This is a genomic window from Modestobacter excelsi (assembly GCF_005930495.1).
Taxonomy (GTDB): domain Bacteria; phylum Actinomycetota; class Actinomycetes; order Mycobacteriales; family Geodermatophilaceae; genus Modestobacter; species Modestobacter excelsi.
This window is the reverse complement of sequence record NZ_SJEX01000046.1, coordinates 25,094-40,901: the sequence shown is the minus strand read 5'-3', so window position 1 is coordinate 40,901 and position 15,808 is coordinate 25,094. Positions and strand designations below refer to the sequence as shown.

13 protein-coding genes and 1 pseudogene are annotated in these 15,808 nt (G+C 75.0%); 8 read left to right on the top strand and 6 right to left on the bottom strand.

The window, feature by feature from the left end:
* The coding region (locus FHL80_RS15430; protein ID WP_216870759.1) for an acyl-CoA dehydrogenase family protein at window positions 1-2,030 on the top strand (2,030 nt) is incomplete at its 5' end.
* 69 nt (window positions 2,031-2,099) lie between these two features.
* Here the strand turns inward: FHL80_RS15430 and FHL80_RS15425 are convergent.
* Both FHL80_RS15425 and FHL80_RS15420 read right to left on the bottom strand, forming a co-directional pair.
* Window positions 2,100-3,629 carry an amidase gene (locus FHL80_RS15425; protein WP_138734273.1) on the bottom strand — a complete coding sequence of 510 codons (1,530 nt, stop codon included), beginning with the start codon at window positions 3,627-3,629 and terminating at the stop codon, window positions 2,100-2,102.
* Between the two features lie 103 nt (window positions 3,630-3,732).
* Window positions 3,733-4,509, bottom strand: a complete 777-nt coding sequence (locus tag FHL80_RS15420) for an alpha/beta fold hydrolase (RefSeq protein WP_138734272.1) — start codon at window positions 4,507-4,509, stop codon at window positions 3,733-3,735.
* A gap of 72 nt (window positions 4,510-4,581) precedes the next feature.
* On the opposite strand from FHL80_RS15420, the gene FHL80_RS15415 reads away from it, so the two are divergent.
* The gene (locus tag FHL80_RS15415; protein WP_246078708.1) at window positions 4,582-5,295 is read left to right on the top strand and encodes a trimeric intracellular cation channel family protein; all 714 of its coding nucleotides are present in this window, start codon (window positions 4,582-4,584) and stop codon (window positions 5,293-5,295) included.
* A gap of 6 nt (window positions 5,296-5,301) precedes the next feature.
* Here FHL80_RS15415 and FHL80_RS15410 read toward each other — a convergent pair whose 3' ends face one another.
* Complete coding sequence (locus FHL80_RS15410) at window positions 5,302-8,145, bottom strand: SpoIIE family protein phosphatase (RefSeq protein ID WP_246078707.1); 2,844 nt, start codon at window positions 8,143-8,145, stop codon at window positions 5,302-5,304.
* Between the two features lie 182 nt (window positions 8,146-8,327).
* Here FHL80_RS15410 and FHL80_RS15405 point away from each other — a divergent pair, with 182 nt between their 5' ends.
* Window positions 8,328-9,419, top strand: a complete 1,092-nt coding sequence (locus FHL80_RS15405; protein ID WP_138734271.1) for an EAL domain-containing protein — start codon at window positions 8,328-8,330, stop codon at window positions 9,417-9,419.
* Window positions 9,420-9,508: 89 nt separating this feature from the next.
* Window positions 9,509-9,733 (top strand): DUF1059 domain-containing protein, encoded by a 225-nt coding sequence (locus tag FHL80_RS15400; protein WP_138734270.1) that lies wholly within the window; start codon window positions 9,509-9,511, stop codon window positions 9,731-9,733.
* Between the two features lie 18 nt (window positions 9,734-9,751).
* On the opposite strand, the gene FHL80_RS15395 is transcribed toward FHL80_RS15400, so the two are convergent.
* Window positions 9,752-10,675: an aldo/keto reductase gene (locus FHL80_RS15395; protein ID WP_138734269.1), complete on the bottom strand. Its 924-nt coding sequence runs from the start codon at window positions 10,673-10,675 to the stop codon at window positions 9,752-9,754.
* Between the two features lie 360 nt (window positions 10,676-11,035).
* On the opposite strand from FHL80_RS15395, the gene FHL80_RS15390 reads away from it, so the two are divergent.
* The 3 genes from FHL80_RS15390 (at window position 11,036) to FHL80_RS15380 (ending at window position 13,733) form a co-directional block, all read left to right on the top strand.
* Window positions 11,036-11,323 (top strand): HU family DNA-binding protein, encoded by a 288-nt coding sequence (locus FHL80_RS15390; RefSeq protein ID WP_138734268.1) that lies wholly within the window; start codon window positions 11,036-11,038, stop codon window positions 11,321-11,323.
* A gap of 164 nt (window positions 11,324-11,487) precedes the next feature.
* Window positions 11,488-12,726 (top strand): serine hydrolase domain-containing protein, encoded by a 1,239-nt coding sequence (locus tag FHL80_RS15385; RefSeq protein ID WP_246078706.1) that lies wholly within the window; start codon window positions 11,488-11,490, stop codon window positions 12,724-12,726.
* A gap of 53 nt (window positions 12,727-12,779) precedes the next feature.
* Complete coding sequence (locus FHL80_RS15380; protein ID WP_138734267.1) at window positions 12,780-13,733, top strand: acetamidase/formamidase family protein; 954 nt, start codon at window positions 12,780-12,782, stop codon at window positions 13,731-13,733.
* A 59-nt stretch (window positions 13,734-13,792) separates the two neighbouring features.
* Here the strand turns inward: FHL80_RS15380 and FHL80_RS15375 are convergent, their stop codons facing one another.
* Window positions 13,793-14,341, bottom strand: a complete 549-nt coding sequence (locus FHL80_RS15375) for a DinB family protein (protein WP_138734266.1) — start codon at window positions 14,339-14,341, stop codon at window positions 13,793-13,795.
* A gap of 13 nt (window positions 14,342-14,354) precedes the next feature.
* Here FHL80_RS15375 and folP point away from each other — a divergent pair, with 13 nt between their 5' ends.
* On the top strand, window positions 14,355-15,227 hold the full coding sequence (folP, locus tag FHL80_RS15370) for a dihydropteroate synthase (protein ID WP_246078705.1): 873 nt from the start codon (window positions 14,355-14,357) through the stop codon (window positions 15,225-15,227).
* Here the strand turns inward: folP and FHL80_RS26940 are convergent.
* Window positions 15,224-15,630: pseudogene (locus FHL80_RS26940) on the bottom strand (mycothiol transferase). The gene folP and the pseudogene FHL80_RS26940 overlap by 4 nt on opposite strands.
* Between the last annotated feature and the right edge of the window lie 178 nt (window positions 15,631-15,808).

Here is a 15,808-nt window from a genome sequence, read left to right as displayed (position 1 = left end):
CCGCACCCCTCACCCCGGTCGACCCCGCTCGGCTCCAGGAGGTGCTCGACGGCCGCTGGGCGCAGGTCCGCCGCGATGCCCGGGAGCAGCTCGGCAGCGCGGAGTACGCCCCCGTCCACGGCGAGTCGATGGCCGAGGCCCGGCGGCGCGTGACCGCGCTGACCAGGGAGCTCGCCGCCACCGGCCGCGTCTCCCTCGGCTTCCCCCGCGAGTACGGCGGCGCGGACGACGCCGGCGGTTCGGTGGTGGCGGTGGAGATGCTCGCCTTCGCCGACCTGTCGCTGATGGTCAAGGCCGGCGTCCAGTGGGGGCTGTTCGGCGGCGCCGTCCAGGCGCTGGGCACCCAGCGCCAGCTCGACGCGTACCTGCCGGACATCATGAGCTTCGCCCTGCCTGGCTGCTTCGCCATGACCGAGACCGGTCACGGCTCCGACGTCCAGCAGCTGCGGACGACGTGCAGCTACGACCCGGCCACGCAGACCTTCGACCTGCACACCCCCCACCAGGCCGCCCGCAAGGACTACATCGGCAACGCAGCGCAGGACGGCCGGATGGCGGTCGTCTTCGCGCAACTGGTCACCCGCGGGGAGGGCCGCGGCGTGCACGCGTTCCTGGTGCCGATCCGCGACGAGCAGGGGAACCCGATGCCCGGGGTCACCATCGGCGACGACGGCCCCAAGGCGGGGTTGCTCGGCGTCGACAACGGCCGGCTCAGCTTCGACCACGTGACCGTCCCGCGGGACATGCTGCTGGACCGCTACGGCCAGGTCGCCGCGGACGGCACGTACACGAGCTCGATCGCCAACGAGACCCGCCGCTTCTTCACCATGCTCGGCACACTCGTGCGCGGGCGGGTCAGCGTCGGTGGCTCGGCCGGCTCGGCGACCAAGGTGGCGCTGGAGATCGCGGTCCGCTACGGCGACACCCGCCGCCAGTTCGCCGCCCCCGGCGAGGACCGGGAGGTCGTCATCAACGACTACCGGGTGCACCAGCGCAAGCTGCTGCCCGCGCTGGCGACGACGTACGCGCTGCACTTCGCCCAGGAGGAGCTCGTCTCCCGGATGCACGACGTGCTGAGCGCGGCCGAGGTCGACGAGGCGGCCCAGCGCGAGCTCGAGTCGCGGGCCGCCGGGCTCAAGGTCGCCCACACCTGGCACGCCACCCGGACGATCCAGCTGGCCCGGGAGGCCTGCGGCGGCGCCGGCTACCTGGCGGAGAACCGGCTGCCCGCGCTCAAGGCCGACACCGACGTGTTCACCACCTTCGAGGGCGACAACACCGTCCTGCTGCAGCTGGTCGCCAAGGGCCTGCTCACCGGCTACCGGGACGCCTTCGGCTCGCTCGACGGCTGGGGCCGCGCGCAGTTCGTCGCCGAGCAGGTCCGCGAGACCGTGCTGGAGCGCACCGCCGCTCGCGGGCTCATCCAGCGTCTGGTCGACGCCGTCCCCGGCCGGGACGACGACGTCGCCCTGACCGACCGCGGCTGGCAGCTCCGCGCGCTCGAGGACCGCGAGAAGCACATCCTGGACGGCGCGATCAAGCGGCTGCGCAAGGGCGCGGCGACCCCGGGAACGCGCCCGTTCGACGTCTTCAACGACGTGCAGGACCACGTGCTCGCGGCCGCGCGGGCGCACATCGACCGGATCGTGCTGGAGGCCTTCGTCGCCGGCATCGAGCGCACGCCCGACCCCGCCGCCCGGGCGCTGCTCAGCCGGGTCTGCGACCTGTACGCGCTGAGCACCATCGAGGCGGACAAGGGCTGGTTCCTCGAGCACGGCCGGCTCACCCCGACCCGCGCCAAGGCGCTCACCGGCGCGGTGAACGACCTGCTCGGGCAGCTGCGCCCGCACATGCGGACGCTGGTCGACGCCTTCGCCGTCCCCGAGGCCTGGCTCGGCTGCGCCGTCCTGGCCGAGGAGCCCGGCCGCCAGCAGGCGATGGCCGAGCACGACGCCGCCCTCCGCGCGGCCGGCGTCGAGCCGCAGGAGGACGCCACCGCGACCGACCTGGAGATGGCCCCCGCCCAGTAGAAGGACCCCCTTGCCCCCCACCGCTCGCAAGCTCGCGGCGGGGCCCTGCAAGAGGGCCGTTCCAGCACCTCACCGCGGGGTGGGGAAACCGCCGACAAGCTGCTCGAAGGCGTGCGCCACCTTCAGGCAGGTGGTGTCCTCGAACCGCCGGCCGACGAGCATCATCCCGACCGGCAGCCCCTGGGACAGCCCGGCCGGGACGCTGGTCGCCGGGTGCCCGCTGACGTCGAACGGTGCGGTGTTGACGATCATCTCCAGCGCGCGGGCCACCTGGACCTCGAGCGGGTCATCGGCGGCGGGCAGCGGCGGGGCGACCATCGGCACGGTCGGCATCACCAGCAGGTCGACGTCGGCCAGCGCCCGGTCGTACTGCGCCCGCGCCTCGAGGGCGAGGTTGCGCGCCATCGCGTAGTGCCGGGTCTGCTCCTGCTGCGCCGACCACCGCCCGGCCAGCGCCACCAGGGTCACCGTCGGCGACCACTGGTCGGCCACCTCCCGGCTCTGCCGCCCGTAGTGCGCGATGAGCTCCGGGTCGTAGAGCCCGTCCCAGTTGTGCCCGTAGCCGTTGCCCTCCACCATCTGCCGCGCCGCGCCGTCGGTGGCGATCACGTTCCAGACGTGCAGCGCGTGCCGGTGCCACGGCAGGTCGACCTCGACCACCTCGATGCCCAGCTCCCCCAGCCGGGCCGCGGCGGCGCGCACCGTGTCGTCGACGCCGGGCTCGGAGAGCCCCTCCCAGCCGAAGCCCTGCGTCACCACGCCCACCCGCAGGCCGGCGACGTCCCCGCCGAGCGCGGCCGCGTACTGCTCGGGCACCAGGTCGGCCGGCTGCCGCGGGTCCAGGCCGTCCCGGCCGGCCAGGACGTCGAGCGCCACCGCAGCGTCGGCGACGGTGCGGGTGATCGGGCCGAGGTGGTCGATCGTCACCTCGATCGGGAAGGCGCCGGTGTAGGGCACCAGCCCGTACGTCGGCTTGTGCCCGACCACGCCGCAGAACGCCGCCGGCATCCGGATCGACCCGCCCTGGTCACCGCCGAGCCCGAGGTCCACCTCGCCCGCGGCGACCAGCGCGCCGCTGCCGCTGGAGCTGCCGCCCGTCGTCCGGCTGGGGTCCCAGGGGTTGCGCACCGGCCCGGTCACCGAGGTGTGGCTGCCCCCGGAGAAGCAGAGGTCCTCGCAGACGGACTTGCCGGTGATGGTGGCGCCGGCCGCGAGCAGCCGGCTGACCACGGTGGCGTCCCGGTCGGGCACGAACCCCTCCAGGGTGTGCGAGCCGTTCATCATCGGGACGCCGGCGACCGCGGTGTTGTCCTTCACGGCCACCGTCTTCCCGGTCAGCGGGCCGCCCGGGGCGCCGGTGATCTCGGTGCGCACGTACCAGGCGCCCAGCGGGTTCGCGGCGTCGTCCGGCCGCTGCCCGGCCCGGCCCTCGGGTGCCTGCGGCGCGATGGTCGCGTAGAGCTCCTCGACCGCGTCGTAGGAGATCAGCGAGGCGTCGATGAGGGCCGCGTAGGTCGCCACGGCGTCCTCGCCGGGGTGCATGCCGTAGCTCTCGGCGAGCGCGGTGACGTCCTGGGTGTCCGGCCGGCGGAAGGCCATGGCGTTCTCCTACGGGAGGCCGGGCACCGCGGTGACCGGTCGGGGCGTGCGGTCGCCCGGAAGCTAGCCTGCCCCCGGCACCGCCGCCACCGTCCGCACGCGGTCAGGCACGGAAGGCCTCCCGGAGCACGGGGGCGACCGCCACCGCAGCGACGCCGTGGTGCTCACCGGCGATCACGGAACGTCGTGCGCCGGGCACGGCGGCCACCACCGCGGCCGCCGAGCGCTCGGCCCACGGCGGGCTCGCCCCACCGGCCAGGACCAACGTGGGGACGGCGATCTCCGACAACCGCTCGACCGGCACGAGCCCGCCGTTGGTCAGGGTCAGGTCGTGGACCAGCGTGGGCGCCAGCTCGCACATGTGCTCCCAGCCCGGGCCACTGCGCATCATCGCGACCACCTCGTCCGGCGCACCGGCGCCGGCGAGGAAAGCGGCGGCCGCGCCGTCCCGGTCGCCCGCCGCCACCCGCTCCCGCACCTGCTCCAGCAACTCGTCCGACCTGCCGGCCGGGTCGCCCTCGGCCGGGTACGGCGGTTCGTAGACGACGAGCGCCCCGACCGGCGCCCCCGCTGCCGCAGCCTCCAGGGCGAGCACCCCGCCGGAGGAGTGGCCGTACACGTACGGCGCCCCGCCGACGGCGGTGAGGAGGGCGGCCAGGTCCTCGACCTCGCGCTCCGGCGCGTACGGGTCGGTGTCGCCGCTCGCACCGCGCCCACGGCGGTCGTACTCGACCACGGTGAACGCATCGGCGAGCAGCGCAGCGAGGTCCGCGGTCGTGTTCCGGTCGCAGAACGCCCCGACCACCAGCACCAGCGGCGGCCCGGTGCCGGTCACCTGGTAGGCGATGCTCGTGCCGTCGGGCGAGGTCAGCGTCTCCACGGGGTCCTCCTCGGACGTCGTCGGTGCAGCCAACCAGTTCGACCCCCGCCGAGACCGGATGTCATCGGCGGGATGATGACGCCCGTGGAGATGCTGGCCGCGACGGCCGAGGCGTTGCGGGTGCCGAGCGCGGTCGACCTGGCCGCGATCGTCATCGGTGCGCTCACCGGTGGGCTGCTCGCCGCGCGCGAGGGGTTCGCCGTCTCCGGCGTCCTGCTGCTGGCGGTCAGCGGTGGGCTCGGCGGGGGCCTGATCCGCGACGTCCTGCTGGCCGACGGTCCGCCGGTCGCGATGACCAACCCCGCCTACCTGCCCACCGTCGCGGTCACCGCGACGGTGACCTTCTACTTCTCCGGCTGGCTGTCCCGGCTCACCGGGCTGCTGGTCGTGCTGGACGCCATCACGCTGGGCTTCTTCACCGTCATCGGGGCGCAGAAGGCCCAGCTGGCCGGCCTGCCCAGCGCCTCGGTGGTGTTCATCGGCACGGTCACGGCGGTCGGCGGCGCCGTCATCCGGGACGTGCTGCTGGCCCAGCGGGCCGACATCGTGCAGCCGGGGCCCTACAACGCGGTCGCGGCCCTGCTCGGCGCGACCGCGCTCACCCTGCTGGCTGGGCCGGCGGGGCTGCCGCCGCTGCCGGTCGCCACCATCGTCATCGTCCTGGTCGCCGCGCTGAGAGTGCTGTCGGTGTGGCGCGGCTGGGAGGCGCCGGTCGCCCTGGACCTGCCCGAGCGCGCGCGCAGCCGGCTGGTGGCCCGCCCCCGCCGGCGGCGACGGCGACGCTGACCCGGCTCAGTGCCGGTCGGTTCCCGAACCGGGGACGACGTCGGGGGCCGACGCGATGCCCGGCGGCACCCGCTGCGGTCCGGCCTCGGGTGGGCGCGGCAGGTCCTGCGGGTGCAGGCGCACCGCCAGCAGCGCGACGTCGTCCTCGGTGTCGGGGAGGTACATCCGCTCGAGCAGCTGGTCGCACAGCTGCTGCAGCGGCAGCTCGGTGAGCTCGCCGAGCACGCGGACCAGCTCGACGGTGCCGGCGTCGAGGTCCCGGTCGCGCCGCTCGACCAGACCGTCGGTGTAGAGCAGCAGCGTGCCGCCGCGGTCGATCTCGGCGACCCGGTCGGTGCGCGGCCGGTCCGGCTCCACCCCGAGCAGCAGGTCCGGGGCGTCCCCGTCGAGCAGGACCACCGTGCCGTCGCGGCCGATCAGCACCGGCGGCGGGTGCCCGGCGGACGACCAGCGCACCCGGGTCCGGGCGGTGACCAGCTCCGGGTCGTCCTGCTCCAGCCGGGCGACCAGCGCGGTCGCCATCGCGTCCAGGTCGAGGCCGCGGCTCGCCCGGTCCAGCCCGGTGAGCACCTCGGCGGGCGTGCCGCCGGTGTGGTGCCCGATCCCGCGCAGCAACCCGCGCAGCTGCCCCATGGCCGCCGCCGCCCCGCTGTCGTGGCCGACGACGTCGCCGATCACCAGCACGGTCGCCCCGTCCAGCTGGACGAACGCATCGTACCAGTCCCCGCCGACCTCGGCACCGGCCGCCGCCGGCACGTACCGGACGACGATCTCGCAGTGGTCCGGCGCCGGCGGCGCGGTGAGCATGCTGCGCTGCAGGACCTCCGCCAGCTGGCGCTGCTGGCCGAACAGCCGGGCATGCTGCAGCGCGACACCCGCCCGGCGGCCCACCTCCAGGGCCGTGTCGATCTCGGCCCGGGTGAGCGGGCCGCGGTCGGTGGCGGTGTAGAGCCCGAGCACCCCCAGCACCTGCCCCCGGGCGACGAGCGGGACGGCCAGCCCGGCGGTCGGGCCCAGCCTGGTCAGGGCGCGGCGGGCGGCCGGGTCGTCGAGGGCGCGCTCGATGAAGTCGGCGTCCATGGCCGGGAGCACCACCGCCTGCCCGGTGCGCAGCACCGCCCGGGCGGCGGCGTGCTCGGTCATCCCGGCGACCATGATGCGCACGTACTGCTCCAGCTCCGCGGCCCGGTCCGGGTCGCGGTGTGCGCTGGCCATGTCCCGCATCCGGCCGCGCTCGTCGTCGACCAGCACCCAGCACCAGTCACCGAGGGCGGGCACGACCTGCTGGGCGAGCTGGCCGATCTGCTCGGTGATGTCCAGCGTCCCGGACAGCACCCGGCCGGTCTCGGCGAGCAGCTGCAGCCGGGCGTTGGCTGCGGTCATCTCGGCCACGGCCGCGGCGCGCTCTGTGTCGGCCTGCAGCCGGGAGACGCTCAGCGCGATCTGCGCGGTCAGCGCCTCCAGCACCTCGAGGTCGTCTCCGTCGAACGGGTGCGGGTCCGCCCAGATGGCCACGAAGGCGCCGAGCAGCCGGCCCTCCACCCGCAGCGGCAGCGCAGCCAGCGCCTGCGCGTTCAGCACGCGGGTCAGCTCGGCCATCGCCGGGAACCGCTCGACCGCCTCCTCCGGACTGCCCAGCAGCACCCGCTCGCCGTGCCGGGCCACCCACTGGGTGGGCAGCTGGTCGTCCAGGGCGATCTCGACTCCGTCCGGCGGCGCTTCGACGCCCGCCTCGGCCGCCGCGATCTCGACGACGTCCATCAACCGCAGGCCCATGTGCAGCCGCAGGGAGCCCGAGCCCGGGTCGAGGACCGCGAGCGCGCCGGTGCTGGCACCGAGGACCTCGGCACCGTGCAGCGTGATCTGGGCCAGCTGGTCGATCCGGGTCGCGCCGGCCAGGGCGGCGGCGACCTCGGCGATCGCGGTCGTGCGCTGCAGTGAGGAGAGCCGGCGGCCCGCCTCCTCGCGGGCGTTCGTGACGTCGACCGTCGTCCCCAGGAACCGGATCGGCTCCCCGCGCGGGTCGCGCACCACCCGACCACGCGACACCGCCCAGCGCACCGCACCGTCGGCGCGCAGCACCCGCATCTCCGCGACGAACTCACCGCTGCCGGTGAGCGCCGCGCGCATCGCCTCCCGCAGCTGCACGTGGTCGTCGGGGTGGATCTGGGCCAGCAGGTCGTCCTCGCCGGCGTGCTGGACCGGCCCGTCGAGGCCGAAGATCGCCGCGTTGCGCTGGTCCCAGTGGACCGAGCCGGTGCGCAGGTCCCGTTCCCAGATGCCGACCGACCCGGCCTCCAGGGCGACGTCCAGCCGGGCCAGCGAGGCCCCGACCGCCGACTGCGCAGCAGCCAGTTCCAGCTCGGCGACGACCGAGGCGGAGAGCTGCTCGAGCAGCGCCGCCGCGTCCTCGGACCAGCTGCGCGGCTCGGGGTCGTACACCGCGAGGACCCCGACGACGTGCCCGGACGCCGCCACCAGCGGCGCACCCAGGTAGGCCTGGACCTGGCCGGAGACCACTGCGGGCAGCTGCGCGACCCGGTCGTCGCGGCGCGCGTCGGGGATGTCGAGCGGCACTGCCCGGCGCACGGTGATGGCCGACAGCGCGCCGGTGAGCAGGGCTGGTCCGCCTACGACACCGGCCGGGAGCCCGTGCCCGCCGACGACGACGTCGTGGTCGGTGAACAGGGTGACCTTGGCGTGGCCGGCGCCCACCAACCGGGCGGCGAGCGCGGAGAGCCGGTCGAAAGCGGCCGGTCCGGAGACCTCGTCGAGCAGCCGGCGGGCCGCCGCCACCCGGTGCGGGTCGGTCACCGGATCGAGCGCTGCTGTCGTGCTCGTCGCGGGCACGCTGGCCGACCTCCCCTGCCTCCGCCGGCTCGGGCCGGGACGCGCTCCGGCCCGGGGGCCGGTCACCACCGGGCGGTGGACCGCTCCATGCTGACACGGCCCGCGCCCCGGACCGGGTACCGCTCGCCCTCCCTCTCGGGGAGCCGCTCAAGCTCCTCGCGCTGACGACCGATCTGGGAGGTGTGACCGCGACCCTCCCCGACCGCTGGGACTGCCGCCCGCTGCTGGCCGGCGAGGACGACCTGACCATCGTCTTCCAGCCGATCGTCGACCTCGCCTCGGCCACCGTCGCCGGCTACGAGGCGCTGGCCCGCTTCCCCGGGACCGCCTCCCCCGACGTCTGGTTCGCCGCCGCCGCGGAGGCGGGGCTCGGGGCCGAGCTGGAGGCCCTGGCCATCCGGCGCGCGCTGGCGTTCCTGCCCGACCTGCCGCCGAACACCTTCCTGAGCGTGAACGTCAGCCCGCACCTGCTGGGCACCGCCCCGGTCGCCGCCGCCTTCGCCGAGCCGGTCACGCTGCGCCGGGTCGTCGTCGAGCTGACCGAGCACCTGCCCACCCCCGACCTGGCGGCGTTGCGGGAGCAGACCGCCGCGCTGCGCGGCCGCGGTGCGCTGATCGCCATCGACGACGCCGGGTCCGGCCACGCCGGCCTGCAGCAGCTCGCCGAGGTGCGCCCGCAGCTGGTCAAGCTCGACCGCGCGCTGGTCGCCGGGGTGGACAGCGACCCGGTGAAGGCCGCGCTGGCCGAGATGGTAGGCACCTTCACCAACCGGGTCGACGCCTGGCTGCTCGCCGAGGGCATCGAGACCGTCGGTGAGCTGGCCGTGTTCGCCCGGCTCGGTGTCCCGCTGGCCCAGGGCTGGCTGCTCGGCCGCCCGGCCCCGCACTTCGCCCCGCTCAGCCCCGAGGTCGCCCAACTGGTCCGCAACCAGGTCGCCCGCGCCCAGCTCGCCGAGAGCGTCGCCAGTCTGCTGCGGCCGATCCGCCAGCGGGAGGCACTCGACGGCGACGACGGCCCGGCGCCCTACGTCGTGCTGGACCGGACCGGGGTGCCCACCGAGCTCGTGCTCGCCGACCCGCGCACCGGCGGCTCCTACCGCGCGCCGGTGTCGCTGCGGGTGCACCCGTCCGCCGGGGTCACCGAGACCCTGCAGCGCGCGCTGACCCGCCGGCCCGTGCACCGCTTCGACCCGGTGCTGTGCACCGACCGCAACGGCGCCGTCCTGGGCGTCCTGCGGGTCGAGGACCTGGCCTCCGCGGCCGCCACCCCCTGAGCTCCCGGGGCCGTGAACCCGCCCCGGTGCACCACCGCAGCCGCCGCCGGCAGCAGGGTCCCCGCACCACCCGAGCACCTGGAGCCACCATGGAGGTGTTCGCCTGCGGGGACGTCGTCCCCGGCTGCACCACCACGTCCACCGGCCCGGACGACGACGCCGTCCTCGCCCAGGTCGCGGCGCACGCGACCGCCGACCACGGGTTGGGCACCGTCCCGGTCGAGCTCGTCGAGCACGTCCGCGCGGCCATCGTCCTGGTCCAGCGACGACCCCCGCTGTCCCCCTACTCCGCTTCCCTCGCGAGCTCGGGGTGAGCCTCGGGAGGGGGCCGATCAGGCGCTGGCGGCCGTCAGGCGCTGGCTCTGGTCGTCGGTGAGCACCAGGTCCAGCATCGGCAGCAGGTCGGCCAGCTGGTCGACCGAGCGGCCGCTGGCAATCGGCGCGGTGACCGTCGGCTGGTCGGCCAGCCAGCGCAGCGCCACCGCGGCGCCGGTGACGCCGTGCGCGTCGGCGACCTCGGACAGCGCGGCCAGCACCCGGTCGCCCTTCTCCCCCACGTACTGCGAGGCGCCCTTGGCGCGCGGGGAGTCGATCGTCTCGCCGGCCCGGTACTTGCCGGTCAGGAAGCCGCGGGCCAGCCCGAAGTAGGGCATCGAGCCCAGCCCGTGCTCGGCGACGACGTCGGCCAGCTCCGCCTCGTAGGCCGGCCGCTCCATCAGGTTGTAGTGCGGCTGCAGCGCCACGTACCCGGCCACGCCGAGCCGCTCCGAGGTCTCCAGCGCCTCGGTCAGCCGCTTCGCCGAGTAGTTCGACGCCGCGATGTGCCGGACCTTGCCCGACCGCACCAGCTCGTCGAACGCGGTGAGCGTCTCCTCCAGCGGCGTCGTCTCGTCGTCGTAGTGGGCGTAGTAGAGGTCGATCGTGTCGACCTGCAGGTTGCGCAGCGACCGCTCGGCGGCGTCCCGGATCTCCGGCGCCGACAGCGGGTGCTCCTTCTCCCCCGGGCTGGCCTTGGTCGCCACGACCACCCGGTCGCGCATGCCGCGCTCGGCCATCCAGCGACCGAGGATCTGCTCGGAGACCCCGTGGCCGTACATCTCGGCGGTGTCCACGAACGGTGACTGGGTGCTGGGGACGGCGTCCACGAAGCGGTCGAGCAGCGCGAACGACGTCGGCTCGTCCGCCGTCCACCCGAACACGTTGCCGCCCAGGCAGAGGTCGCTGACGGTCAGGTCGGTACCGGGGAGCTGAGGCATGAGGTCCACGCTAAGTCGGCCGGCTGTGCCTCGCTCATCCGGCACCCAGGACGTGGCCGAGACACCCGGATCGGGAACGATCGGGGTCCACGAGCAGGAAAACCGCGGGAAACCGGGGCCCCGGCTGGCCAGGAGTGATCTCCGCATGGAAATGTGCCCGCCGTTGCTGGTCGACAGCGTGGTCGACCAGATCCGCCCGCCGTACCCCCGCCGCGCACCTGGTGCGCACCGGGACGGCACGGTGGATGCCCCGGGGTCCACCTAGGACGACCGGGGGAGCGACCGGTCCGCCGGTCGCGACACCAGACTGCGTCCGCCCCGGAGGGGGCGGTCCGCTGACATCCAGTGAGAGGGACCCAGATGAACAAGTCCGAACTCGTCTCCGCCATCGCCAAGCGCGCCGACGTCCCCTCCGCGACCGTCGACCAGGTGCTCAACGGCCTGCAGGAGGAGCTCGTCGAGGCCATCACCCGCGGCGACAAGGTCGCCGTCCCCGGGCTGATCACCGTCGAGCGCGGGCAGCGTTCGGCCCGCACCGGCCGCAACCCGCAGACCGGTGAGTCGATCGAGATCGCCGCGGCGCACACCGCCAAGGTGACCGCCGGCTCCAACCTCAAGAAGGCCGCTGCCGCCGTCCCGGTGAACTGAAGGACCTGACTGCCCCCCGCGACACGCTCCGCGCGCCGCGGGACCCTGCAGCCAGGCCGAACTGAGATCGTCCGACGCCCCCGTCGCGCTCCTGGCACACCGTGTCAGGATGCGCGGCGGGGGCGCCGGTCATCGGGGAGCGGGCCCACGACGCGGGGGTGTCCGTGACCGCTGTGCAGACCGACCTGTCCGTGACCACCGACCCGGCCGAGGTCGGTCTGGACGCCGAACGGCTGCGGCGGGTGGACCGCCGGCTGGCCCGCTGGGTCGACGAGGGCCAGCTGCCCGGGTTCCTGGTGACGGTCGCCCGGCACGGCCGGCTCGTGCACGTCGGCCGGTACGGCCACGCGGACGTCGAGGCGGGCCGGCCGGTCACCGACGACACCCGCTGGCGCATCTACTCGATGACCAAGCCGGTGACCTCGGTGGCGGCGATGTCGCTGTACGAGGAGGGCGCCTTCGAGCTGAACGACCCGATCAGCCGCTGGCTGCCGGAGTTCGCCGAGACCCGGGTGTACGCCGCCGGGCCGGCGCAGAAGCCGGTGACCGTGCCGCTGATGGAGCCGATCCGGGTCCGCCACCTGCTCTCCCACACCTCCGGGCTGACCTACGGCTTCCACCACGCGCACCCGGTCGACGGGCTCTACCGGCTGCGCGGCCACGAGTGGGGCACCCCGCCCGGCGCCGACTCCGCCGAGGTCACCCGGCAGTTCGCCGCGATGCCGCTGCTGTTCCAGCCGGGCAGCGAGTGGAACTACGGGGTGTCCACCGACGTGCTCGGCCGGCTGGTCGAGGTGGTCGCCGGCAAGCCGCTGGACGAGGTGTTCGCCGAGCGGGTGTTCGGGCCGCTGGGGATGACCGAGACGTCGTTCGGGCTGCGCCCCGAGGACGACGTGGACTCCCTCGCCCAGCTCTACGGCCCCGGCGTCGTCCCGCTGCCGGCGCCGTTCGCCGAGGCCGCACACCGCAAGCCGGCGTTCCTGTCCGGCGGTGGCGGGCTGGTCTCCACCGCCGGGGACTACCTGAGGTTCGTCGAGATGCTGCGCGCCGGCGGCCTGGCGCCGTCCGGGGAGCGGGTGCTCGGCTCCCGCACGCTGGCGCACATGGTGCGCAACCACCTGCCCGGCAACGCGGACCTGGAGACCTTCGGCCGGCCGCTGTACGCCGAGGTCCCGTTGCGCGGGGTCGGTTTCGGGCTGGGTTTCTCCACGGTGATCGACCCGGTCCGCTACGGCGGCGTGGCCAGCGTCGGCACCTACAGCTGGGGCGGGGCGGCCTCGACCGAGTTCTACGTCGACCCGGTCGAGGACCTCACGGTCAGCTTCTACACGCAGCTGCTGCCCTCGAGCACCCTGCCGATGCGCAACCACCTCCGCCCGCTCGTCCAGCAGGCCCTCGTCTAGAGCCCTCCGGGACTCACTCTCCGCGCGGAAAGTGAGTCCCGGAGGATCAGGGCATGGAGCCGAGCCACGTCCTGCTGCCCGACGCGCGCACCCTGCACGGCTCCTGGGACCCCGACCGCCCGCCCGCGCTGACCGTCGAGCCGGGGTCGACGGTGCGCTTCGGCACCCTGGACTCCGGCTGGTGGACCGGTCCGCACCCCGGCGGCCCCGGGAGCGACCCCGCTGCCGGGCGGGAGCGTCACCCGCTGCACGACCCCGCGCACGGGCACGCGCTGACCGGTCCGGTCGCCGTCCGCGGCGCCGCGGTCGGGCAGGTGCTCACCGTGCGGATCGACGACGTCGTCCCCGGCCCGTTCGGGACGACGTACGTCGGGATGCGGTCGACCCCGCTCAACGAGCGGCTCGGCGTCACCGCCGCCCCCACGGTGCACGCCTGGGACCTCGACCCGGTCGCCGGCGTCGGCCGCAACCAGGCCGGGCACTCGGTGGCACTGCGGCCCTTCCTCGGCGTGATGGGCGTGCCCCCGGCCGAGCCCGGCCAGCACTCCACCATCCCGCCGTACTGGCACGGCGGGAACATCGACTGCCGGGAACTGGTCGCCGGCGCGACCCTCCACCTCCCGGTGACCGTGCCCGGAGCGCTGTTCTCGGTCGGTGACGGGCACGCCGCGCAGGGGGACGGCGAGGTCAGCGGGACGGCGATCGAGTGCCCGATGGACCGCGTCGACCTGACCCTGGACGTGCTCCCCGACCTGTTCGGCGCACCGCTGCGCACGCCGGTGGCCAGGACCCCCGCCGGCTGGGTGACCATGGGCGTGGCCGACGACCTGGACGAGGCGATGGCGATCGCGCTGGACGCCATGCTCGACGTGATGGCCGGGCTGCACGGCATCAGCCGCTCCGACGCCCTCGGCCTGGCCAGCGTGGTGGTCGACCTGCGGGTGACCCAGGTGGTCAACCAGGTGGTCGGCGTGCACGCCGTCCTCCCCTGGGGCGCACTCCGCTAGGCCCCCTTGCAGGGTCCCGCCGCGAGCCTGCGAGGGGCGGGGGGCAAGGGGGTCCTTGCTCAATCGCCGACGGCGCCGTCGATGCGCTCGCGGAGCAGGTCGGCGTGGCCGTTGTGCCGGGCGTACTCCTCGATCATGTGCAGGAAGACCCAGCGCAGCGACACCTGCTGACCGTGCCGCAGCCCGGCGCCGACGTCGTCCAGCGAGTCGTGCGCACCGGCCAGGCCACGGCTGACCTCGCACTCGGCGACGAAGGCGGCCAGCTCCCGGGCCACGGCGGTCGCGCTGTCGGGGTGGTCGGGGTCGCGGCCGACGCCGTCGAAGTCGCCGTCCTCGTCGTCGGGTCCGTAGTACAGCGGCGGCGCCTGCTCGCCGGCGACGACCCGGCGGAACCAGCTCCGCTCGACCTCGGTCATGTGCCGCAGCAGCCCACGCAGGCTCATCGACGACGGTGGGACCGACCGCTCGCCCAGCTGCTCGGGGGTGAGGCCGGCGCACTTGACCAGCAGGGTGGCGCGGTGGAACTCGAGCCACGCCTCCACGGCGGCGCGCTCCCCGTCACGGTAGGGCGGGTCGACGCGGTCGGGCGCGGGCGGGAACTCGGTCACCGGGACAGCATGCTTGGCTGGTCCAGTGCTGCGACTGGGTGCCCTGGACGTGCCGGACGGCGGGCTGGCCGTGATGGCGATCGTCAACCGCACCCCGGACTCCTTCTACGACCGCGGCGCGACCTTCGAGCTGGACGACGCGCTGACCCGGGTGGACCAGGTGGTCGCCGAGGGCGCGGACATGGTGGACGTCGGCGGGGTCAAGGCCGCCCCCGGCGCCGAGGTGGACGCCGCCGAGGAGATCCGGCGCACCGTCGACCTGGTCGCCGCCATCCGCGCGGCCCACCCCCTGCTGCCGATCTCCATCGACACCTGGCGCGCCGAGGTGGCCCGGGAGGCGCTGGCCGCCGGCGCGGACGTGGTCAACGACGCCTGGGGCGGGGTCGACCCGCAGCTGGCCACGGTCGCCGCGGAGGCCGGCGCGGGCATCGTCTGCACCCACGCCGGCGGGCTCCCACCCCGGACCCGACCGCACCGGGTCACCTACGACGACGTCGTGGCGGACATCGTCGCGCGGACGACGGCGCTCGCCGAGGCCGCGGTCGCGGTCGGTGTCGACCCCGAGCGGGTGCTGGTCGACCCCGGGCACGACTTCGGCAAGAACACCCGCCACTCGCTGCAGGCCACCCGCCGGCTCGACGAGCTGGTGGCGACGGGCTGGCCGGTCCTGGTGGCGCTGTCGAACAAGGACTTCGTCGGGGAGACCCTCGACCTGCCCGTGGAGCAGCGGCTCACCGGCACCCTGGCGGCGACCGCGGTCAGCGCCTGGCTGGGTGCCCGGGTGTTCCGGGTGCACGACGTCGCCGCGACCCGGCAGACGCTGGACATGGTGGCGTCGATCCGCGGCGACCGGCCGCCCACCCGCACCACCCGCGGCCTGGCCTAGCGGACGGCGGCCTGCTCGGCGACGGCCTGCACCCGGGCGCGGTGCTCGCCCCACCGGCCCGGGTCCTCGCCGACCGAGCTGCCGAACTCCGCCCGGTCCCCGACCGCGCCGTCGACCAGCTCCCGCAGGACGTCGGCGTGCCCGGCGTGCCGGTGCGTCCCCGCGGTGAGGTGCACCAGCACGCGGTGCAGGCTCGGGTGCCGCCGCTCCTCCGGCCACCAGGGCACCAGCCCCCCGTGTCCAGGTCCAGCGCAGCGACGGTCGCGTCGCCGTGCGCCCACACCCGGCGGTACAGCGCGACCAGCTCCTCCCGCGACTCCCCGGGGGTGGCCCACATGTCGGCCTCGGGCTCGGCGTCGTCCTCGTTCCAGGGCAGCGGCTCGGGGAACGGCCGGCCGAACACCTCGCCCAGGTAGCCGGCGTCCACGGCGGCGAGGTGCTTCACCAGTCCGAGCAGCAGAAGGACCCTCGTGCCCCCACCACTCGCGGGCTCGCGGCAGGCCCCTGCACGAGCGCCGTCGCTGCAGGTAGCCGAGCAGGTCCGCCTCCAGGTGGCCCATGCCCGGGAGGATGCCTGCCGG